Origin of the sequence: Lewinella sp. (genome assembly GCF_050633125.1) — a bacterium.
GTDB lineage: Bacteria > Bacteroidota > Bacteroidia > Chitinophagales > Saprospiraceae > Lewinella.
Map to the genome: position 1 here is coordinate 55,035 of NZ_JBOEFX010000081.1, position 19,255 is coordinate 74,289.

Here is a 19,255-nt window from a genome sequence, read left to right on the forward strand (position 1 = left end):
TTCCTAAATCATTTCCCGATGCGTGCCTGCAATTTCCATTACCAAGTCGTCACCATACGCACCTGCAGGCGTTTGAAACCCAGGGTAAGCCTCGTCATTGAGCACCTTACGGGTAATTATTAAGCTACTGTGCGCGGTGAGCGTATAGCCTTCAGGACCAATAAACCGTGCAGAAAGCGTATCTCCATTTTCGGCAGTAATTTGTCCCCAAACCAGGCTTCTTCCTTCTTCTCTTTCTTTATCGTTTGGGCCGGCAGGCCCTGCTTTTACTCTCCTGCGAGCAATATTTCGTACCCAGGATAATCGAAGAAGCCAAGCAATATAAGGCAGCCATTTAGTCGAGCGATGGGTTGCCGGAGAAACCTTTGTGTAGGTAATGATATTGGGAATTCCAGTCGTATAATAGGCAGTACTTACATCGCCCCAGGGAATAGACATCGCCAAGCGGGTGTAGTCCTCCAGAAAAGGAATATTCTTGGCAGCATGACCTAATGGAACGTCTATAATTCGGCCCTGTCGTCGCATTTTTCCGCTACTGCCAAGACCTTCAATCATCGTGTTGGCCGTTCCTCTGGATACACTACCACCCTGCATCGTGAAGGCCAGTTCCAGTTGTTCCGCTTCTGGCATTTTTTCTGCCAAAAACTTAGCCATACAATCCGTTGGTACCACATCAAAACCGACACCGGGCATCAACATTATTTCATTTTGCTCCGCAGCAGAACCATAGCGATGGGCCAACTCGAAAACATCAATTTCACCAGTAATATCCAGGTAGTGTGTTTTTGTCTCAAGGCAAGCTTCAATCATCGGCACTGCCGTATGAACAAACGGCCCAGCGACATGCAAAACAACCGATACTTTCTGAAGCGCATGAATTAAGGCATGCGTATCTTCCAGGTCAAAAGCCAAATAATCATAACCTGTGGCATCGGCCATCTCTCGAAGTTTGTCCTCGTTACGGCCAGCAAGAATAGGCTGCAAGCCATACTGTTCTGCGTACTTCACTATTAATTGCCCGGTATAGCCATAGGCGCCGTAAAGTAAAAATGTACTGTCATCCATACTTGAAGATCCTGTTATTGTACTGAAGCTGTCTAAAGTTACACAAAATGATTCTCTGTTGGCCCTTAATTAAATAACCATCAAGTTGCAGCCTCGAACATCACTGGCGTCCAACCGGCCCAGTATTTCAAAACTGCCATCAGCGTGAACCTTGCCCAAATCTTCGGTAGCGATAAAACTGATGGTATCTAAATTAGCGAGATCAATGATATTTAGCACCCCCGTCCGTTGCTCAGATTGCAATTGAAGAGGGTCGGTAATTTCACGAGCTAGCACACGCATTGTCGGGGCGGGCAGAAACAAACCTTCTCCTTTGGAATATGCCTGAGAAAAAAGCTCTGTCATGCCGTATTCCGAATGAATGTTCTCTTGATGAAAAGCTAGTTTCAGTCGTTGGTGCAGTTCCGTTCTGGTTATTTCTTCCCGTCGGCCTTTCATTCCTCCTGTTTCCATGATGATCACATTGCCCAGGTCAATACTATTGGCTTCTGCCAGGTCTAAAAGCGCAAAACTGACGCCAAGCAAAAGTATTTTCGTCATCGGCTGCTCTTCTTGAATGCTTTGCAAGTGCTTAATCAACTCCTCCTGATTATAAAGATAGAAACCGCCGCGTGCTGATTGGGATTGCTCAATAAAATCTTGCGCCATGAGAATCAGGCTAGAACCTTGCCTTTCCAAATAGGAAGGCAAAAGTGCCAGTATCACAAAATCTTTTAAATCACCATAGAAATATTCAAACCCTCGGCGTGCGTTTTCAAGATACCATTGGGTGTCTCGGACCAGGTGCTTGCTGGTAGCACTACCCGTTGTGCCACTGCTGCTAAAAATTTGTTGTGCGGGCCACTGGCCAGACTGTAGTTCATATTCTTTAAACAACTGGATAGGCAAGAAGGGAATGTCTTCTATCCGTTGAATTTCAGCTTGATTTATTCCTAATAATTCCAGAAATTTCCGATAAACTGGGTTATTTTCGGCTTGGTAGCGAAAAACATCCAATGTTAAAGCTGTAAAATGCTGATCTTTAACTGTCTTAATGCGTTCTAATAACGAAGACCTCTGCATATCCTAATTTAGATTAGAAGCGCAAAGATACGCGCCACAATTATCAAAAACGAACAAATGAAAGCTCTGCCAATTACGCTCTTTTGCCTCCTTTGCGGAATGTTAATTATTGCATGTGTCAATCCACCCGATTATCCAGACACCCCTGTTATTGAATATTTAGGCACCAACAAAGCTCAAGTGCGCCAGGGCATTGCATCCCTACCCAATGACACCTTAAGTATTGTTTTTTCATTTACCGACGGTGATGGTGATTTAAGTATCGAAGATTCTACGGATGTTTTTCTTTATGATAGTCGTTTCCCTAGTATTGCTACCCAATATAAGCTTCCCGCAATTCCTGAAGATGGTACCGGTAATGGTATTCGTGGAGAAATCACCATTAATATCCAAAGTGCAAATACAGGCATCTGTTGTATTGAAAATGGCTTCCCTTGCCCCAATAATCCGCAAAACGCTATTGATACTTTTTCTTACGAGATTCAAATCCGAGATCGCGCAGGCAATTTGAGTAACAAAATACGCACAGAGACGATTGATATTATTTGTCGATTGTAAAACTTCCACAAGCAATGAACTATCGTAATATTATCGGCTTGGTACTCGTATGTTGGGCCTTGATGTTCTCTTGCGTCCAACCTCCTTCTTATCCAATAACTCCTGTTATTGAGTATTTAGGTGTTAATAAACTTGCGGTACTGCAAGAACCTTTAGGTCTTGATACATTGGAAATTTACTTCTCTTTTACGGATGGAGACGGCGATCTCAGTCTCGAAGATTCTACCGATGTTTTTTTGTTCGATAGTCGGATACCTGGTTTTACTCAGCAATACAAAATCCCAACAATTCCAGAGGAAGGTACCAGCAATGGCATCAGTGGTGAAATAACCATTCGTATTAAGAATGTGAACGGCGGTATTTGCTGCATCGAGAATGAATTTCCTTGTTTTGGTATTCCCCTAAATCCTGTTGAGAACTTCTCCTATGAAATTCAAATCAGGGATCGCGCAGGAAATCTGAGTAATCGAATTAGTACCGAAACTATTCAGGTGATTTGTCAGTAAGTATTATCAGCCCAGTCAATTCCTTTGCGCAAATGTTCTTGGGTAAAAGCTTCTTTACTTCCAGCTTCTACTTGATAATTGTATTCCCAGCCGGCCAGTGGAGGTAAGCTCATCAAGATGCTTTCTGTGCGGCCATCGGTTTCTAAACCAAACTTGGTGCCACGATCCCAAACGAGATTGAACTCAACGTAGCGGCCACGACGAATGCGCTGCCAATGGCTTTCATTCTCGGTAAAGGTTTCCCCTTGGTGGCGTTTCAATAACTCGATATAAGTTGGTGCAAAAGTATCACCGACCTTTTGCACAAATTGCCACAAGTCCTCTTTTGACAATTCAGCATCAGGCCCCAAGCGATCGAAGAAGATGCCCCCTACCCCACGCGTTTCCTTTCGATGCTTGAGATAAAAATAATCATCAGCCCACGTTTTGAAGCGGCTATAATAATCAGGATGAGCATCATCACAAACCGCCTTCAGTTGTTGATGAAACCAGGTAGCGTCTTCAGGAACCACATAATGAGGTGTGAGGTCGATCCCTCCACCAAACCACCAGCGGTCGTTATCCATCTCAAAATAACGGACATTCATGTGGATAATGGGCACCCGCGGACTACGTGGATGCAAAACAATAGACACACCCGTAGCAAAGAATGGTCCTCCTTCACCCAGGTGTAAGGATTTAGCCGCAGCTGTAGACAACTCTCCATGTACCGCAGAGAAGTTAACGCCACCTTTCTCAAGGTGTTTGCCATGGATCACGCGACTGCGACCACCGCCGCCGCCAGGGCGCTCCCATCGATCTTCCTGAAATTCCCCTTCTCCGTCGGCTGCTTCCAAATCATTACATATACGATCTTGTAAAGACTGAAACCAGTGTGCTATCTGTTCTTTAGTCATGAAACCTTGCATTTTTTATGCTTTCAATGCGGCTAATGCTCCTTCTACACTTTTCTTGCTACTACCGGTAAAAACCTGATCGCCAATAACGACTACGGGCCGCTTCAGGAAGGTATATTCATCAAGAATAAGCTGGCGGTAATCTGCTTCAGAGAGCTCCTTATCGCCCAAGCCCATCGAACGATACTTCATCGCCCGGCGACTAAAGAGGCCTTCGTAGCTGCCTACCACTTCTTTTAATGCATCCAGCTGCTCGGCAGAAACATTATTGGTTTTAATGTCTTGTAGTTCAAAGCCTTCTCCGCTGTTGAGCGCAGCAATCACTTTTTTGCAAGTCGTACACGTAGAAAGATGATATATCTTTGGCATAATTATTTGTTCGTTAGCTTATTTGCAAAAGTAGTTTTTTTGCTACCGCTGTTTGTAAACTACAGGTCAGATTTAATGCGTGCTGGTAAATTACTTTAAGCTTGTTCGGGATTTTTGCGACAAGCGCTTACCTTTAATACGCCCTACATTTGAAACCAAATACAAATCAATGAAAGATTTCCTCCCTCCCTCCGAATTGATCGTCAACCCCGATGGTAGTATTTACCACCTCAATCTTCGCCCTGAAGATGTTGGGGACTATATCATTACCGTCGGTGATCAAAACCGTGTCGCCAGAGTGAGCCAACATTTTGATGAGGTTACGGTACGTAAGGAAAAGCGCGAATTTGTTACCCACACCGGGCGCTTGGGCAACAAGCGAATTACCGTCATCTCCACAGGTATCGGGCCCGATAACATTGACATTGTTCTTAATGAGCTTGATGCTTTGGTCAATATAGATTTTGAGGCCCGAAAGGAGAAAGCGATCAAGAAAAAGCTACCCATCATCCGCATTGGCACCACCGGAGGTTTGCAACCAGAAAATGACGTTGATGACATCGTCTGCTCCAGTGCTGCCATGGGTTTTGACAACCTCATGAACTTCTATGAGTGGCAGCCTTCTTCTGTAGAACAGCAACTGGAAAAGGATTGGCACCAATTCCTGGAAAGACATCATTACAAAGCTCCTATCCGCCCCTATTTTGTTGAAGGTTCGCAAAATTTACTCAGCCATATCGGAGCTGGTTATGCACAAGGTATTACGATTACAGCGCCAGGTTTTTACGGGCCACAGGGAAGAACACTACGTGCCACCACCAGACTTTCGCCAGCGATCTTTGATCACCTCCATGATTTCAGATTTGGCACTCAAAAAATCACCAACCTGGAGATGGAGACTTCGGCGCTTTATGGTTTAAGTCGAATCCTTGGTCATGAAGCACTTTCATGCAGTGTAATTTTAGCAAACAGATCGAAAAATACGTTTAGCACCAACCCCAAGGCTGCTGTTGACAACCTTATTATAGAGGTCTTGAAGCGTATTGCGGAGCTTGAATAAAAATGTACCTTTGCGCGATGGAAAAATATGTGAAGCTTAAGCCAAAGAAAGCCGTTTTTGTTCGTCGCCAGCATCCGTGGGTTTTCTCCGGTGCTATTGGCGAACAGGCCGATGGTCTAGAAGATGGAGACCGAGTCAGTGTACTTGACCCTGAAGGCAATTGCCTAGCCACGGGGCACTATCAAGAAGGTAGTATTCGCGTACGCTTGCTTCACCGCGGAGCAGAGGCTCCACCTGCTGACTTCTGGGAAACATCTTTGGCAAGAGCCTACGCGAGTAGACAAGTGATTCTTGGCGCACAAGCTGATCTTACCGACGCCTACCGTCTTGTTCACGGAGCTGGCGATCTCTTGCCTGGGCTCGTTATCGATATCTACAAGGACCTCGCAGTGGTACAATGCCATAGCATGGGCATGTACCGTGAGCGTCAGGATATTTCTGATGCTTTACAAAAAGTATTAGGTGATCAAATCTCTTCCATTTACCTGAGGGCCCGAAAAACATTGCCTCAACGTTTTCAAGAAGAGGCGATCGATGGTTTTCTTATGGGCAATTCAGCGGAAGCTACCGTTAAAGAACTGGGGCATTCTTTCAAGATCAATGCCGCTACTGGTCAAAAAACAGGCTTTTTTCTCGATCAGCGAGACAATCGCCAGCTATTGGCTTATTACGCCAAAGATAAAACAGTATTGAATACTTTCTGCTATACGGGTGGTTTTAGTATTTACGCCCTTAAGGCTGGGGCGACCCAAGTAGATAGTGTAGACGTGTCGGCAAAAGCCATGTTGCTTACTGAGGAAAATGTCACACTCAACGAATTGCCAACTGACCGGCATAACGCGATTACAAGTGATGTTTTGCAATTTTTGCGCAAGCAGGAGACACCTTATGATATTGTCGTGGTCGATCCACCTGCTTATGCCAAGAGTTTCAACAAAAGGCACCGTGCAGTACAGGGTTACAAACGTTTGAATACGGAAGCCATGCGTCTGGTTAAGCCCGGCGGACTGTTATTCACCTTCTCTTGCTCGCAGGTGGTTGACCGGCAGTTGTTTCAGGATACCATCGTCGCTGCTGGCTTAGAGGCAGGGCGTTCTGCAAGGGTTCTTCATCAAATGACACAAGCAGCCGATCACCCCGTAAATCTTTTCCATCCAGAAGGATCCTACCTAAAAGGCTTGGTTGTACAATTGGACTAGTTACTTAATTGCTGATCCACTTTTTCGTACCGAGCTAGTAATCGCTGAAATTGTAACTGATCCTTAAGGTAATCATACGGCGCCATCGTATAATCGATATTCACGGGATTGAAACCCAAAGCGAGTCCTTTATCTAAATAATAGTAGCAGCTATCGGGTTGTCCTTTGAAAAAGTAGGTCTCTGCCAAAGTTGTATAGGGATACCCGACCATGGTGTCTATCTCAATAACCTTATTGATGAGTACCATAGCAGAATCATGTTCCTCCTGGTAATTAAAAATCATAGCCACTCGGTTTAATGAGCTCATCCTTTGGTAGCGTTTTACATTTCCCCAATGCGCCTTTCTGTAAATATTGATGACATGATCATCTCTATTAAGCATCCCTGCAAAACCAATATTGGAGTTAATTGCTGCTACGTTACCAGGATCTAAGTCGAAAGCTTCCTTAAAGAAGTTAAGTGCTTTAGCCGTATCCTGTTCTGCAAAAGCAGTAACGCCTTTGATCAGGTACGAAAAAACATTTTCGCCAGGCCTTGAATAATAGTCGTCCAGGATTTTGGTTGCTGCTGCGAAATCTCCCTCCTGAAATACCATTTCTGCCCATGTAATAGCAGCCATGCTCTGTGCTTCTGGATCATCATGCTCACGCTCCATAAGGGCGGTATAGAGACTATCTACCTTGGTCAAGCCATGATAAGTATACAACATCCAAGCCAAGCTATTTTGCCTTTCAATATTTCCTGGGTCCAACTCAACCGATCGCCGAAGGGCTGATATAGCTAGCTCTACACTATCTTGTTCCTGATATATATAGGCCAAATTGATGTGCGGCAAGGTAAAATCAGGTTTAAGCTCAATTGCTTTTTTGTATTTTTCAATAGCCCCATCAAGGTCATCTAACTCTCTGAGCATTGCTCCCCATCCCAAATACGCCCAGTGCGCTTCCGCAGGATTGGTCTGGAGAAGACGGCGAATCGTTTTGATCGCTTCGTCATATCTTTTTTCCTGCCTCAGTACCAATGCCAATCGATAAGGATCGGTGTGATAAAGAATACCTTCCGCTAAATCTTTGAATAGCAGGTCTAAAGCTTCCACCTCACTACCAGGATCTGCAAAGCGAACACTCGTAATTTTGGGGTACCCCGTCATTCTGATTTGTGCCTCGTAGCGATTACCAATCTTGGTTATCTCACCATGCAGCGTCTTATTCTCTCGACCTAAAGCTTCGCGAATTTGAAAAGCCAAGGTCCGCAGAGATAAACCTACCCCCAATACCGAGAGGTCAATGTCTTGTTGGTTGCTTTTTAATTGAAGAGAATCCTCCTTGACGGAACCAGCCTGTTCCTTTAACTCCTCTAGTTTTTCCTGTACTCTGACGGCCATTACCTGTCCATTGTAACCCTGTTCCTCTAATTGCTTAGGGACGCTAAACGCCTGGATAAAATAGCCCTGATCCTTGAATAAACGTAGGAAAAAAACGAGGAAAAGGATGACTAATAGTAATGTACCTAGTTTTAGAACGATAGAAACCAGGCCCTCAAGAAGCTTGGGAAACCACGCGAAACTAAGTAGATAACCCCACTTTAATTGCTTCACCGATTGCCAGGAGTTTTCCGAGATCGTTTTGGTTTTAGCAAGCGTCCCTTTGGCACTTACGCTTGTCCACCAAGCACGCATTCTTTTTAACATCAGAAAAAAATTAAGGATTATTGCCAAACCAATAATACAGCTTTTGTATCGTCGCAACAAATGACTATTGCAATTTCTTGATAGCTGCCAGAATACTGGCCTCCAGCACCTCCATTTCTTGCCTGAACTCAGGGAAGGCTTGCTGTAGGGCATAAAAAGCAGGTACTGCGGCAGTAAGATCCCCCGTCTGCAACACCTCTTCTACTTCTTCTTTGTGTGCTAAAAAGGCAGTTCGATCTAGCAAAGCCTCTATTTCTGCATCATCAGCAAAATCATCCGCAAATGCTTTAACGACAGGGTCTACTTTTATATCACCGTGCCGTAAGCGAGTAGCCAACTTAAGTCCTTCCAACTGTGTACACCGACTCAGTGCAACGTATGTTTGTCCTGCGGCAAAAGCCCCATTTAGATTAGCAAAAACCTGTTCAAAAGTCAATCCCTGGCTCTTATGCACGGTAATAGCCCAAGCAAGCTTTAGTGGAAATTGCTCATAGCTACCAGTTTCAATCTCGTCAATCTCTCGCTCTTCGGCATTCCACTCGTAACGAACTTTGGTCCAGCGAACTGTTTCTACTACAATAGGGTCGGTAGTTTCGCTCCCCTGCAAAGAGCAGTCGACCGTAATACGATCTTCTTCTAGTTTGATAACTTTACCAATCTTCCCATTGAAAAATCGACGAGCTTCCCCAATGTCATTTTTGACAAACATCACCTGTGCGCCTACTTTTAGTACTAATTCAGGAGGCGTAGGCATGTCTGACGGTTTAAAATCTCCCGTAACGAGGCCAAGATAAGTGTAAGACGGAGTGTCCAGCGCTTTGAGTTCCCGCTTGTTACGGCGATCAACATCTCGGTTGGTTACACCAAGATAAATGTACCCAGCCTGGGTGTAATTGAAATCTGCAGGGACCCAATGCTTATTTAAAAGCGCTAAATCTGCTGAACTTTGTTCTCCTGAACGTATTCTGTTTAACACACGTACAAAAGATAAATCTCGCTGGCGATACACTTTTTGAAGCTCCAGTAATTTTGGCTGAGCGGCCTTCCATGCCAGTGCACTAAAAAAATAAGAACTCTCGTAATGGTGCCTCAAAAGCTCCCATTGATCATCAGGAGTGACAGGAGGCAACTGAAAAGGGTCACCTATAAAAAGGACCTGTTTGCCACCAAATGGCAGGTAACGATCACCACCGTAAGTACGGAGTAAACGGTCGATAACATCCAACAAATCGCAACGCACCATGCTTACTTCATCAATAACCAATAGCTCTAATTCTTTAAAAAGCTTCCTCTTCTGCTGCGACATTTTAAAATGAGAACGAATAGACACTCCCGGGCGATCAGGCTCAGCGCGTGATCGCAAACGGGGATCATTCGCAGGATAGACGCTGGGAGGGATATGAAAAAGAGAATGAATGGTCATGCCGCCAGCATTAACAGCAGCCACACCGGTAGGTGCAACAATGGCCATCTTCTTTTTCACATACTTGCGGATATAACGGAGAAAAGTGGTCTTACCTGTTCCTGCTTTACCGGTAAGGAAGACATTGAAATTAGTCGCTTCGATCAGAAAGAGTGCCGCTTTAAAGGCTTTGTTTTTAGGGTCAATCAACATCCTACTTTTTGTTCATTGTTCCTTAAAATTAAAACTTTAATTCGGATCTACAACACAAACTAGTAGAAAGATGTGAGATACTTCACGTCTTTGCAAAGGGTAGAAACGCTAATTTGATTGCAAAAAAGCGTCAGCATCTTTTCGCCAAGCCTCGACCAAGAGGATTACTTTACTGTAATTTTCCATTCCTTCCTCAATGCCTTGCGCCTTGAGGTAAGAATCATAAGCGGCATCCCGAAACTTGGGCATAATATCAGGGTAAGCGGCGTTATTTTCATTAATCGCTTCGAGATCGGCCACCAGTCCTTTGTCTAGCGTAGCCCTAAATTGCGAATAGCTTTCTGGGGCAACCCTACGCCACCCTGATGCTAAGCGTCGCCAATATCCCAGGCGAATCGCGTATTTCAAAGCAGGGTCCGTTACCCGAAAGGCTGTCAGGTAAGCCCAAAAACTACAACTGCCTTCATCACCGAAACCATAGCCATGAGCCATTTCGTGTGCCATCGTATAAGGTTGCTGCAGCTCCAATAAGCCTCCGTCAATGTGCCCTTCTCCCGTCCAGGGAAGGTAGAGGCCAGCGGAGCTAAAACGCAGAAAAAGCCCCTTGGGGTAAACAAGGCGTCCTCGAACACTACCAATGACCGGATAGTTGTAATAAGTAAGCACTTGTTCTAGCCCTTCCCTTAGTAAATCTTCCCTGTTTTCTGGAAAATGACCTGAGCCTAATGCCAACGTATCCGCACCAGGTATTTGTCTGCGAAGTTCGGCGAGTACACCTGCTTCCGCTGCTACTTGTGCTTGCATATCAGACCGAGAAGGAGTGCTTAATTCAAAACCTAATTTGTCTTCTACTGAAACTCTTCCATAGTTAAATCCCCACAAAAGCAGAAAAGTAAACACAAGCCAACCGCTAAAGCCCAATAGACCGAGAAGTGCCGACCATAGCCGCTGAATGCCTTTGAGTTTTCGCCAGCGGATAATTGCTCTGATAAACCTTAGCAAGAGAACAAAGAACAGAAGATAGAGCACCGCAAAAGGAACCCAGGAAGTGATCATCGTGTCCCAAAACATTCGGAAGAGCGAAAAGAAGCCCCGCGAATAATATTGCTCTACCCACTCGGGGCTGGCTACGGCCCGAATAACCAAGGCCAAGGTTGCTAAAACTATCCCCCAGCGGACAAACCCCTTACGATGCATGATAAAAAATTGAATTAGTAGAAATAGAAATGCTTAATATTGCGCAGAAAATAAACTACGATTTTCCTAAGCTTCCCAAATAGTTAAAACGCTTAAAATGAATCGCTTATTAAACTATTATAAAAAACAAACCACGAAGTAGCCGCGAAGCGACCACGTAGTAACGGCGTAGCCAAATCGCTTTTTATTTTCGTGTTGTTCCTTATCTTTGAACCTCTGGAACTAATAAAGCGTTTCCAAAGTAGATTTTATTTCTGAAGTTGTCTGCGCTTAGTGGCTTAATTGCCAAAATTCTAATGGCTTCCTCAGCGAACATAATATTTTCACGTAAAAATAAAGCATCCAAAATGGCTTTTGAATTCACTGATAACAATTTCCAAGATACGGCACTTGCCGAAGGTAAAGTTTCTGTCGTTGACTTTTGGGCAGAATGGTGTGGCCCTTGCCGCATGATTGGCCCAATCATTGAAGACCTTGCAACCGAGTACGGCGAGAAAGTACTCGTTGGCAAAGTAGATGTTGACTCCAATCCTAATATTTCTATGGAATATGGCGTGCGTAGTATTCCTACCATCCTGATTATCAAAGACGGAGCAGTAGTAGATAAGCACGTTGGTGTGACCACCAAGCAAGCATTGGCCGATAAAATCAATAAGTATCTATAATTTGACCTAAATTTTAGATACTTTAAAGCCCTCGTTTACAACCCAAACGAGGGCTTTCTACGTTAAGTAGCAAATAACCCAATGTATGTTTGAATTAGACAATAAGGCAGTAAGGGAAATGAGCAACCTTGAGTTGCTGGCCCGACAAGTAGTTGAAGGATTTATTATTGGGCTCCACAAAAGCCCTTTCCACGGTTTTTCGGTAGAATTTGCAGAACACCGTATTTACAACCCCGGTGAATCTACCCGCAGTATTGACTGGAAAGTTTACGGTAGAACCGAGAAGCTGTTTACGAAGCGTTACGAAGAAGAGACCAACTTGCGCTGCCAGATCATTATTGATGCGTCTAGCTCAATGTATTTTCCAGAGGTTAGTGCTACCAGCGAAGCAGGGATCAATAAGCTGCGCTTTTCGGCCCTGGCCGCCGCCGCCTTGATGAACCTTTTAATGCGTCAAAGAGATGCCTTTGGCTTGAGCTTGTTTAGTGATGAAGTGAAAACGCACACTCACGTAAAGTCGAGTACCACCCACTACAGGCTAATGCTGACTCACCTGCATCAACTCATCAACGAACCAAAAGTTCAGCAAACGACGAATGTCGCCGATGCTTTACATCAAATTGCAGACAGTATTCACCGCAGGTCGTTGGTGATCATCTTCAGTGATATGTTTGAATCTGGTGAAGATGCCGAGCACCTTTTTTCTGCCCTTCAGCACTTGAAGTACAATAAGCACGAGGTGGTTTTATTCCATACCGTTGATAAAAAGCAAGAAATTGACTTTGAATTCGAAAATCGCCCCTACGAATTTGAAGACCTCGAAACTGGCGAAAAAATAAAACTCCAGCCCAACCAAGTCAAGGACTTTTATACCAAGCAGGTAGGCGACTTTGTAGACGCGCTCAAACAAAAGTGTCTCCAGTATCGCATTGATTTTGTGGAAGCAGATATCAACAAGGGTTTCAAACCTATTCTGCAACAGTACTTGGTCAAGCGTTCCAAAATGAGGATTTAGAGCCTGTTTTAAGTGAGTTGTTGATAAACACAAAGAAGTTATGGGAAAAATAAAGATTGCCGATCTACCTACCAGGGCACCTAAGGATTTGGATAAAGACAAAGCACGAAAAATCGTCAAACAACGCCGCAAGCGGATTGCCGAACTTCATCAGCTACTGATTGCCGAGGGCAAACACAGTGTGTTGGTTGTCCTACAAGGCATGGATGGCAGTGGCAAGGATGGAGGTACCCGGAATGTATTCGGAGAATGCGCGCCCTACGGTTTACGTACCCACAGTTTCAAGAAACCTACCGAAGAAGAATTTGCCCACGACTTTTTGTGGCGCGTACACAAGCAAGCTCCCAGAAAAGGGGAATTGGTGATTTTTAATCGCTCGCATTACGAAGATGTACTTATCCAACGGGTACACAAGTGGATTACGGAAGAACAGGTTGAAAAGCGGATGGCAGCTATCAATATGTTTGAAAATTTGCTTCAATTTGATAACAATACCATTGTCCTCAAGTTTTTCCTCAACATCTCTCAGGAACAGCAGGTGATTGAACTACAGGAGCGTATTGATGATCCTGAGAAACACTGGAAACACAATGCCGGCGACTGGCAAGAACGCAAGCATTGGGACGAGTACATGCGCTGCTATGAAGATGTGCTCAACAATAGCACTACCCCTTGGCATGTTGTTCCTGTAGACCAGCGCTGGTACAGGGATTATGTGATGACCGAAATTGTTCAAGAAGCACTAGAAGGTTTGAACATGCAGTATCCCCCATTGAAAGAGGTTTAAGCACACCTTCTTTCCTGATTATTAACTAAAAAAAGCAGAGCTCAACGAATGCTCAAGAAAGTAAGAATAGACAAGTGGTTGTGGAGTATCCGTATTTTCAAAACCAGAACAATGGCTACGGCAGCTGTCCGCAACGGACGGGTAAAAATTGGTGAGAAAACCGTCAAAGCCAGCTATATGGTCCAACGGGATGAAATCATCAACGTGAATAGAAATGGTTTTAACCTCGTCTTTAAAGTCGTTGATCTTATTCAAAAACGCGTAGGTGCATCCATCGCCCAGGAATGCTATATCGATCTGACTCCCCCAGAAGAACTCACCAAATACGATGCCTGGTTCGTTGGCAAGCGAGGGGTAGAATCTCGCGAAAAAGGTACCGGCCGCCCTACCAAGAAAGAGCGTAGGGAAATTGATGGCTTCAAAGGCACGCGATTGTATGACTTTGACATGGACGATGATGATGATGATTAATTCCGTACTATGACCCTTCGAGAACAAGCAATAATCATTGAGCAAATAAATGAGCGGGAATACTGGGTAAAAACAGATGATGGAAGCATTAAAAAACTCAGAATCTCAGGAAAACAAGCTATCTTTCATCGAAACCTTCCCGTAGGACTAGAACTGACCATCGTTAACAATCCTTACAGTACCGAAGAAGTGAGAATGGCACATTCTAATCGGTTTTAGTTCTTTCTTTATCATGGGCCTCCCTGCGGGCGCTACGTTCTACAGCTCGCTCATCGCTCGGCCCTACGGTCTGTCCGCTCCCGCGGCCACTGTTACACATCGCTAGGCCGGTCTAGTAAACCCTCTTCTCAAAATATCCCGATCATTTAGTAACAGGTGTAAATCAAAGAGCCAAGCGAGTCCTCTTTTTTATCGATCCCTCCAGCGAGACATATTTGTTGTTGCTATTGCTAAAGTTGATTAAATTTGCGGCGCGATTTACAAAAAAACAATCACCATGAAGTATTTCTTACCGCTTGCAATAGTAACTATGCTGTTTTTCACCCAGTGCAATAGCGACGCTCCTGCTACCGAAGCCACTACAACGACAGAGCAAACAGATACCACTGCTGTCACTGAGCCTGCAAAGCAGGTAACGCAAATTGATGAAAGTGCGATCAGCCCTTCAGAAATTCTAAAAAACAACGAGGCTGCATACCTAGCCCTTCGCAAGAGAGTGACTTCTAACCTTGATACAATCAATAATAGAATTGACAGAACGGTATCCAATTCCACCATGAGAGAAGGGCTTAAAAAAGGGTTCCAGGAAATCGTGAAGTATGACAATATCCAAGATATCACAAAAACATCGGAAACTATTGATGCTGAAACCGTAGAGCAGTTTATGAAAGGAATTGAGTCTCAGCTTGTTAAGTTGGGAGTGCAGTAAAATCCTTCTACGTTACCTCCCACGAGTTACACAAACGCTATATCAAAAAGCGTTTCTATTAAACCGCACTAGAAGCAAAAATCCAGCCTGACTTCAACTTAGAAAAAGTCATTTGTCTGGCCATTTGTACAAAACCCCATGATTTCTATTAGTGAAATCATGGGGTTTTGTTTTTAACGATAGGCTTGGCGGTTGGTCAGCACGGGTTTTGATGACAATCAAAATTCGGGATGACTTATGTTTTGTCGAGGGTATTCCCTTCGGGGATTGCAATAATTTAAAGACCATCCTCCGATCACACAATACCGGCAGAACCGTCACTGCGCCCACTGGGCGCTATTCGTCTATCCGCTTGGGGCGGCCAGCGCATAGCTTAGCCAGTGGGCTACTCTTTCTCCAGCTTTATACTTAGAAAAAAAGTGTTACGGACTAGCGTTACGGACTGATCGTAGTCTCTATAACCATCCATTTGTACTAAGAGGTCAAATGCTTCCCCTTTTTCAAAGGTTACTTCAAATTCCCCTTTGCTATTTGTGATTGTCTCTTTTTCAACTATTCTTGATTCCCATATTTCTGTATCATACACCCAACATTTAATCGTAACTCTTGCATCAGAAATCGGCACATCAGATATGCTGTCAGATACTAAACCTGTTATCTCAACATTCCTGTAATTGTTGTCACAAGAACAAAGGATTAAAGACATAAAGCTGAACAACCATAAACTGTTAGAAAACTTCATACCTAGTCCTTTTTAGGTTGAGTGATATGATTATTAATGACATGCTGGATTGTAGCCTGTTGTTTACTTTGGATGTTACCATGAGTTACACCTGGACCACTAACATTCATATTAATAACATGAGTTCTATATTTATCCTTTGGAGAATTAGGGCCTCCATTAGAACCTGGAAAATTAGATGTTCCACTATCGCTGCTACTACTGTTGCTAGAACTATTGGAAGTAGAAACTCCTGTCGATCTTGAAGTAGCAGATACACCAGAGTCATCGGTTTGATAAATATTCAAATTAGTGTCGACGTTATCGCTAATTTCAGTATTTACGGTAGAATTTTGCATAGGCCCATCAGAACCATCTACGGTGATTAATAAATCAACAGGAATACCCATCTCACCTAATTTAGCGGATAGATCAGTTGCTACATCTACGCCATAGCTGTATCCGTATACAATGACTTGGTCACCTTCATTATAATTGTCTTTTATGAATCCAAGACCATTCTCAACTCCAGAAGCAGAAGTAGCTCCAGGAGCAATAACCCTTCCAGCAAAACCTCGATCTGCATTGCCAGCACTCGAAGCAGTATAATTATAGATTTGTCCGGTGGTGCCAGCTCTGCTAGGTGTAGTGGTTTTTCCTCCTCCTGTTGGCCCACCATGATAAAATACGGCTATAATTTTACCTGGGTCACCACCTGTACTAGGAGCCATCCCATCCGGATCAATAAGACTTATCGGATTCCCTAACACATAATTATAAGGCGAGTAAGGCGCATACTGATCGGCAAGAGGGTCTATTTGCCCCCACCGCGCAACCGCCGGATCATACCACCTGGCCCCATAATCATACAGCCCCGTAGCCTCATCCAACTCCTTCCCATTGTACCGATAAACCTGTACGGGTGAAGCCCCATCATTCCACCTTCAATTTACTTAAAGCTACCCGAAACAATCAATTCTTTAGTACCATGCCCATAGCTATAGAAACCTTCGCCAGATTTAATACCCTTTTTACCTGCCATCACCATATTAACCAGCAAGGGGCAAGGGGCATACTTGGGGTTACCAAAACCATCATAAAGTACCCGTAAGATGGATAGGCAAACATCAAGCCCAATGAAATCGGCCAAGTGAAGTGGGCCCATAGGGTGTGCCATTCCCAATTTCATAACGGTATCAATCTCCTCTACGCCAGCAACGCCTTCAAACAGGGTGTAGATGGCCTCGTTTATCATTGGCATCAAAATACGGTTGGCGACGAAGCCGGGGTAATCATTCACCTCTACAGGTGCTTTGCCCAACTGCTTCGATAAGGCCATGATCTTTGTCGTCACCTCATCAGAAGTAGCGTATCCACGAATCACTTCCACCAATTTCATAATCGGCACCGGGTTCATAAAGTGCATTCCGATAACCTGGGTGGGGCGCTCCGTCACGGCAGCAATCTTGGTAATGGAGATCGACGAGGTGTTCGTAGCCAGAATAGCCGAGGCAGGCGCCGCAGCATCTAGTTGCTGGAATATCTTCAGCTTGAGGTCAACATTTTCGGTAGCGGCTTCTACAACCAGGTCGGCATTACTCACACCTGCATTCATATCCGTTGCGGTGGTTAGGCGCTCCAGGGTAGCAGCTTTGTCAGCTTCCGTAATTCTTTCTTTGGTTACCAGTCGATCCAGGTTGCGGTTGATGGTCGCCAGGGCTTTTTCCAAAGCAGCAGCTGAGATATCAATCAGGGTAACGTTAAAGCCATTTTGTGCAAATACGTGGGCGATGCCATTTCCCATAGTACCGGCACCGATTACTGCAATGTTTTTCATTTAGTTCTTAGTATTGCGCAGAAAATAAAATGCGATTTCATTTTCGTGCTGTTTCTAATTTGGTCAGAATAGACGCGAAAATAGTAAATAAAGCAGGCCTTTCCTACCTTTGCATTGCGCAGAAAATAAACTGCGATTTTTTCTCAGTTTTTCAAATAGTAGAAACGCTTGAAATGAAGCGCTTATTCAACTATTATGAAAAACAAAATCGCTTTTTATTTTCGTGCTGTTCCTTTGCATTGCGCAGAAAATAAACTGCGATTTTTTCTCAGTTTTTCAAATAGTAGAAACGCTTGAAATGAAGCGCTTATTCAACTATTATGAAAAACAACCACGTAGTAGACGCGGAGCGAAATCGCTTTTTATTTTCGTGCTGTTCCTTTGCATTGCGCAGAAAATAAACTGCGATTTATTTTCTGCTGTTCTTTTGCCTCCAAAGACTAGTATCATCATACAAAACAAGGTTTTCACTGTTTTAAAAACCCTGCCTGTTGCAAGCTAATTACAATTTAAAGTCCCTCAACACCTTTGGCATAGCCGCTATTGCTGCCCAATATGTAGCGATTCATCATCCGGATGAGTTATCACCGTTTCTCCCACAGTTCCAAGCCAACGCTCCTTGTTTAATTCTGGGAGGCGGCAGTAATCTTTTACTTCCTGATTATTTCCCCGGAATGGTACTCCACAACTGTATCAAGTTTATAGAGGTTACTGAAGAGAAAGGAAACGAAGTCATTGTCCGTGCAGGCGGTGGTGTCAATTGGCATGAATTTGTATTATGGACCTTGCAGCAAGGTTATGGTGGTTTGGAAAACATGGCACTGATTCCAGGCACGGTGGGCGCTGCTCCCGTACAGAACATCGGAGCTTATGGCCGTGAGCTAAAAGATGTTTTTTTAAGCCTTGAAGCACTGGAATTGAGTGCTGGAAAAACGCGCACCTTTTCAAATCAAGACTGCCAATTTGGCTACCGAGACAGCTTCTTCAAGCAGCCTGAAAATCGCAATCGCTTCCTCATTACCAGCGTCAGTTTTGTATTGACCAAACAAAAACACCAGCTCTATACTCATTACGGTGCTATTCAAGAACAACTGGAGCACAAACAAATCAAACACCCCTCTCCCCAGGATGTAGCCGCCGCTGTCATTGAAATCCGCCGCTCGAAGCTACCCGATTGGCGAATTTATGGCAATGCTGGGAGCTTCTTCAAAAACCCGGTGATCAGCGAGGTTCATTTCAAGCAGTTGCAGACCCAATTTCCAGGCATCCCCTCCTACCCTGCTGGTGCATCTCAGGTCAAGGTCCCTGCCGGCTGGCTGATTGACCAATGCGGTTGGAAAGGCCAACGCCAGGGAGCCGTGGGCTGCTACAAGTATCAGGCACTGGTGATTGTCAATCATGGTGGTGCAACTGCCGCAGAAATCTTGGCATTTAGCGCCTTAATCATGAAAGATGTCCAAGAAAAATACGGGATTGAACTGGAGCGAGAAGTGAATGCGATTTCGACAACGCTTACCCCTTAGCTAGATCTTGCCGTAGGCAAAAGTCAGTAGAAGGACACAGGTCGCTTTGCGCACATAATTGAAAAAAGATGTGACCATTTTATTAAATTT

Annotated in this window: 20 protein-coding genes and 1 pseudogene; 11 read left to right on the forward strand and 10 right to left on the reverse strand. The window is 44.3% G+C overall.

The genetic code is table 11. The annotated features are described in order from the left end of the window. Nucleotides 1-3 precede the first annotated feature (3 nt). Nucleotides 4-1,065: a saccharopine dehydrogenase family protein gene (locus ACRBG0_RS17895; protein ID WP_431488232.1), complete on the reverse strand. Its 1,062-nt coding sequence runs from the start codon at nucleotides 1,063-1,065 to the stop codon at nucleotides 4-6. A 69-nt stretch (nucleotides 1,066-1,134) separates the two neighbouring features. After that, nucleotides 1,135-2,127: an acyl transferase gene (locus tag ACRBG0_RS17900; protein WP_431488233.1), complete on the reverse strand. Its 993-nt coding sequence runs from the start codon at nucleotides 2,125-2,127 to the stop codon at nucleotides 1,135-1,137. Nucleotides 2,128-2,184: 57 nt separating this feature from the next. On the opposite strand from ACRBG0_RS17900, the gene ACRBG0_RS17905 reads away from it, so the two are divergent. Both ACRBG0_RS17905 and ACRBG0_RS17910 read left to right on the forward strand, forming a co-directional pair. Continuing rightward, nucleotides 2,185-2,685 carry a hypothetical protein gene (locus ACRBG0_RS17905; protein WP_431488234.1) on the forward strand — a complete coding sequence of 167 codons (501 nt, stop codon included), beginning with the start codon at nucleotides 2,185-2,187 and terminating at the stop codon, nucleotides 2,683-2,685. A gap of 14 nt (nucleotides 2,686-2,699) precedes the next feature. After that, nucleotides 2,700-3,191 carry a hypothetical protein gene (locus ACRBG0_RS17910; protein ID WP_431488235.1) on the forward strand — a complete coding sequence of 164 codons (492 nt, stop codon included), beginning with the start codon at nucleotides 2,700-2,702 and terminating at the stop codon, nucleotides 3,189-3,191. Here ACRBG0_RS17910 and hemF read toward each other — a convergent pair. Then, nucleotides 3,185-4,087 (reverse strand): oxygen-dependent coproporphyrinogen oxidase, encoded by a 903-nt coding sequence (gene hemF, locus ACRBG0_RS17915; protein WP_431488236.1) that lies wholly within the window; start codon nucleotides 4,085-4,087, stop codon nucleotides 3,185-3,187. The two genes, ACRBG0_RS17910 and hemF, sit on opposite strands and share 7 nt — an antisense overlap. A 15-nt stretch (nucleotides 4,088-4,102) precedes the next feature. Beyond that, nucleotides 4,103-4,456 carry an arsenate reductase family protein gene (locus ACRBG0_RS17920; protein ID WP_431488237.1) on the reverse strand — a complete coding sequence of 118 codons (354 nt, stop codon included), beginning with the start codon at nucleotides 4,454-4,456 and terminating at the stop codon, nucleotides 4,103-4,105. Between the two features lie 169 nt (nucleotides 4,457-4,625). On the opposite strand from ACRBG0_RS17920, the gene ACRBG0_RS17925 reads away from it, so the two are divergent. Both ACRBG0_RS17925 and ACRBG0_RS17930 read left to right on the forward strand, forming a co-directional pair. Further along, on the forward strand, nucleotides 4,626-5,516 hold the full coding sequence (locus tag ACRBG0_RS17925) for a nucleoside phosphorylase (protein ID WP_431488238.1): 891 nt from the start codon (nucleotides 4,626-4,628) through the stop codon (nucleotides 5,514-5,516). Between the two features lie 17 nt (nucleotides 5,517-5,533). Further along, nucleotides 5,534-6,715, forward strand: a complete 1,182-nt coding sequence (locus ACRBG0_RS17930) for a class I SAM-dependent rRNA methyltransferase (protein ID WP_431488239.1) — start codon at nucleotides 5,534-5,536, stop codon at nucleotides 6,713-6,715. Here ACRBG0_RS17930 and ACRBG0_RS17935 read toward each other — a convergent pair. The 3 genes from ACRBG0_RS17935 to ACRBG0_RS17945 all read right to left on the reverse strand — a co-directional run bounded on the left by ACRBG0_RS17935 (nucleotide 6,712) and on the right by ACRBG0_RS17945 (nucleotide 11,218). Further along, entirely contained in the window at nucleotides 6,712-8,406 is a 1,695-nt protein-coding gene (locus tag ACRBG0_RS17935; protein ID WP_431488240.1) for a tetratricopeptide repeat protein, read from the reverse strand. The two genes, ACRBG0_RS17930 and ACRBG0_RS17935, sit on opposite strands and share 4 nt — an antisense overlap. A 64-nt stretch (nucleotides 8,407-8,470) precedes the next feature. Continuing rightward, a complete protein-coding gene (locus ACRBG0_RS17940) occupies nucleotides 8,471-10,021 on the reverse strand; it encodes an ATP-dependent DNA helicase (protein WP_431488241.1) in 1,551 nt (516 codons plus the stop codon). A gap of 108 nt (nucleotides 10,022-10,129) precedes the next feature. Continuing rightward, nucleotides 10,130-11,218 carry a DUF3810 family protein gene (locus ACRBG0_RS17945; protein WP_431488242.1) on the reverse strand — a complete coding sequence of 363 codons (1,089 nt, stop codon included), beginning with the start codon at nucleotides 11,216-11,218 and terminating at the stop codon, nucleotides 10,130-10,132. 347 nt (nucleotides 11,219-11,565) lie between these two features. Between ACRBG0_RS17945 and trxA the strand changes: the two genes are divergently transcribed. The 6 genes from trxA (at nucleotide 11,566) to ACRBG0_RS17975 (ending at nucleotide 15,084) form a co-directional block, all read left to right on the forward strand. Continuing rightward, nucleotides 11,566-11,883: a thioredoxin gene (gene trxA / locus ACRBG0_RS17950; protein ID WP_431488243.1), complete on the forward strand. Its 318-nt coding sequence runs from the start codon at nucleotides 11,566-11,568 to the stop codon at nucleotides 11,881-11,883. Between the two features lie 85 nt (nucleotides 11,884-11,968). Next, nucleotides 11,969-12,898 (forward strand): DUF58 domain-containing protein, encoded by a 930-nt coding sequence (locus tag ACRBG0_RS17955; RefSeq protein WP_431488244.1) that lies wholly within the window; start codon nucleotides 11,969-11,971, stop codon nucleotides 12,896-12,898. A 40-nt stretch (nucleotides 12,899-12,938) separates the two neighbouring features. Next, on the forward strand, nucleotides 12,939-13,685 hold the full coding sequence (locus ACRBG0_RS17960) for a PPK2 family polyphosphate kinase (RefSeq protein WP_431488245.1): 747 nt from the start codon (nucleotides 12,939-12,941) through the stop codon (nucleotides 13,683-13,685). Nucleotides 13,686-13,733: 48 nt separating this feature from the next. Beyond that, nucleotides 13,734-14,156, forward strand: coding sequence for an RNA-binding S4 domain-containing protein (locus ACRBG0_RS17965; RefSeq protein WP_431488246.1), 423 nt, complete (start codon nucleotides 13,734-13,736; stop codon nucleotides 14,154-14,156). Nucleotides 14,157-14,165: 9 nt separating this feature from the next. Beyond that, nucleotides 14,166-14,375, forward strand: a complete 210-nt coding sequence (locus tag ACRBG0_RS17970; RefSeq protein ID WP_431488247.1) for a hypothetical protein — start codon at nucleotides 14,166-14,168, stop codon at nucleotides 14,373-14,375. Between the two features lie 277 nt (nucleotides 14,376-14,652). Next, the gene (locus ACRBG0_RS17975; protein ID WP_431488248.1) at nucleotides 14,653-15,084 is read left to right on the forward strand and encodes a hypothetical protein; all 432 of its coding nucleotides are present in this window, start codon (nucleotides 14,653-14,655) and stop codon (nucleotides 15,082-15,084) included. Between the two features lie 385 nt (nucleotides 15,085-15,469). Here the strand turns inward: ACRBG0_RS17975 and ACRBG0_RS17980 are convergent, their stop codons facing one another. From ACRBG0_RS17980 to ACRBG0_RS17990, 3 genes and pseudogenes are all read right to left on the reverse strand, one after another. After that, nucleotides 15,470-15,826: a hypothetical protein gene (locus ACRBG0_RS17980; protein WP_431488249.1), complete on the reverse strand. Its 357-nt coding sequence runs from the start codon at nucleotides 15,824-15,826 to the stop codon at nucleotides 15,470-15,472. A 2-nt stretch (nucleotides 15,827-15,828) separates the two neighbouring features. Then, nucleotides 15,829-16,713 (reverse strand): annotated as a pseudogene (locus ACRBG0_RS17985) (RHS repeat-associated core domain-containing protein); the annotation flags it as partial. Nucleotides 16,714-16,754: 41 nt separating this feature from the next. Next, on the reverse strand, nucleotides 16,755-17,642 hold the full coding sequence (locus tag ACRBG0_RS17990; protein ID WP_431488250.1) for a 3-hydroxybutyryl-CoA dehydrogenase: 888 nt from the start codon (nucleotides 17,640-17,642) through the stop codon (nucleotides 16,755-16,757). 491 nt (nucleotides 17,643-18,133) lie between these two features. On the opposite strand from ACRBG0_RS17990, the gene murB reads away from it, so the two are divergent. Beyond that, a complete protein-coding gene (gene murB / locus ACRBG0_RS17995; RefSeq protein WP_431488251.1) occupies nucleotides 18,134-19,165 on the forward strand; it encodes a UDP-N-acetylmuramate dehydrogenase in 1,032 nt (343 codons plus the stop codon). The last annotated feature ends 90 nt before the right edge of the window (nucleotides 19,166-19,255 follow it).

Bases quoted from the DNA above. Each gene is read 5' to 3' on its own strand.
- ACRBG0_RS17955 (WP_431488244.1), top strand. From the start codon at position 11,969: ATGTTTGAATTAGACAATAAGGCAGTAAGGGAAATGAGCAACCTTGAG.
- hemF (WP_431488236.1), bottom strand. From the start codon at position 4,087: ATGACTAAAGAACAGATAGCACACTGGTTTCAGTCTTTACAAGATCGT.
- ACRBG0_RS17990 (WP_431488250.1), bottom strand. From the start codon at position 17,642: ATGAAAAACATTGCAGTAATCGGTGCCGGTACTATGGGAAATGGCATC.
- ACRBG0_RS17970 (WP_431488247.1), top strand. From the start codon at position 14,166: ATGACCCTTCGAGAACAAGCAATAATCATTGAGCAAATAAATGAGCGG.
- ACRBG0_RS17935 (WP_431488240.1), bottom strand. From the start codon at position 8,406: ATGTTAAAAAGAATGCGTGCTTGGTGGACAAGCGTAAGTGCCAAAGGG.
- ACRBG0_RS17905 (WP_431488234.1), top strand. From the start codon at position 2,185: ATGAAAGCTCTGCCAATTACGCTCTTTTGCCTCCTTTGCGGAATGTTA.
- ACRBG0_RS17940 (WP_431488241.1), bottom strand. From the start codon at position 10,021: ATGTTGATTGACCCTAAAAACAAAGCCTTTAAAGCGGCACTCTTTCTG.
- ACRBG0_RS17930 (WP_431488239.1), top strand. From the start codon at position 5,534: ATGGAAAAATATGTGAAGCTTAAGCCAAAGAAAGCCGTTTTTGTTCGT.
- ACRBG0_RS17920 (WP_431488237.1), bottom strand. From the start codon at position 4,456: ATGCCAAAGATATATCATCTTTCTACGTGTACGACTTGCAAAAAAGTG.
- ACRBG0_RS17965 (WP_431488246.1), top strand. From the start codon at position 13,734: ATGCTCAAGAAAGTAAGAATAGACAAGTGGTTGTGGAGTATCCGTATT.
- trxA (WP_431488243.1), top strand. From the start codon at position 11,566: ATGGCTTTTGAATTCACTGATAACAATTTCCAAGATACGGCACTTGCC.
- ACRBG0_RS17910 (WP_431488235.1), top strand. From the start codon at position 2,700: ATGAACTATCGTAATATTATCGGCTTGGTACTCGTATGTTGGGCCTTG.
- ACRBG0_RS17980 (WP_431488249.1), bottom strand. From the start codon at position 15,826: ATGAAGTTTTCTAACAGTTTATGGTTGTTCAGCTTTATGTCTTTAATC.
- ACRBG0_RS17975 (WP_431488248.1), top strand. From the start codon at position 14,653: ATGAAGTATTTCTTACCGCTTGCAATAGTAACTATGCTGTTTTTCACC.
- ACRBG0_RS17900 (WP_431488233.1), bottom strand. From the start codon at position 2,127: ATGCAGAGGTCTTCGTTATTAGAACGCATTAAGACAGTTAAAGATCAG.
- ACRBG0_RS17925 (WP_431488238.1), top strand. From the start codon at position 4,626: ATGAAAGATTTCCTCCCTCCCTCCGAATTGATCGTCAACCCCGATGGT.
- ACRBG0_RS17895 (WP_431488232.1), bottom strand. From the start codon at position 1,065: ATGGATGACAGTACATTTTTACTTTACGGCGCCTATGGCTATACCGGG.
- ACRBG0_RS17960 (WP_431488245.1), top strand. From the start codon at position 12,939: ATGGGAAAAATAAAGATTGCCGATCTACCTACCAGGGCACCTAAGGAT.
- ACRBG0_RS17945 (WP_431488242.1), bottom strand. From the start codon at position 11,218: ATGCATCGTAAGGGGTTTGTCCGCTGGGGGATAGTTTTAGCAACCTTG.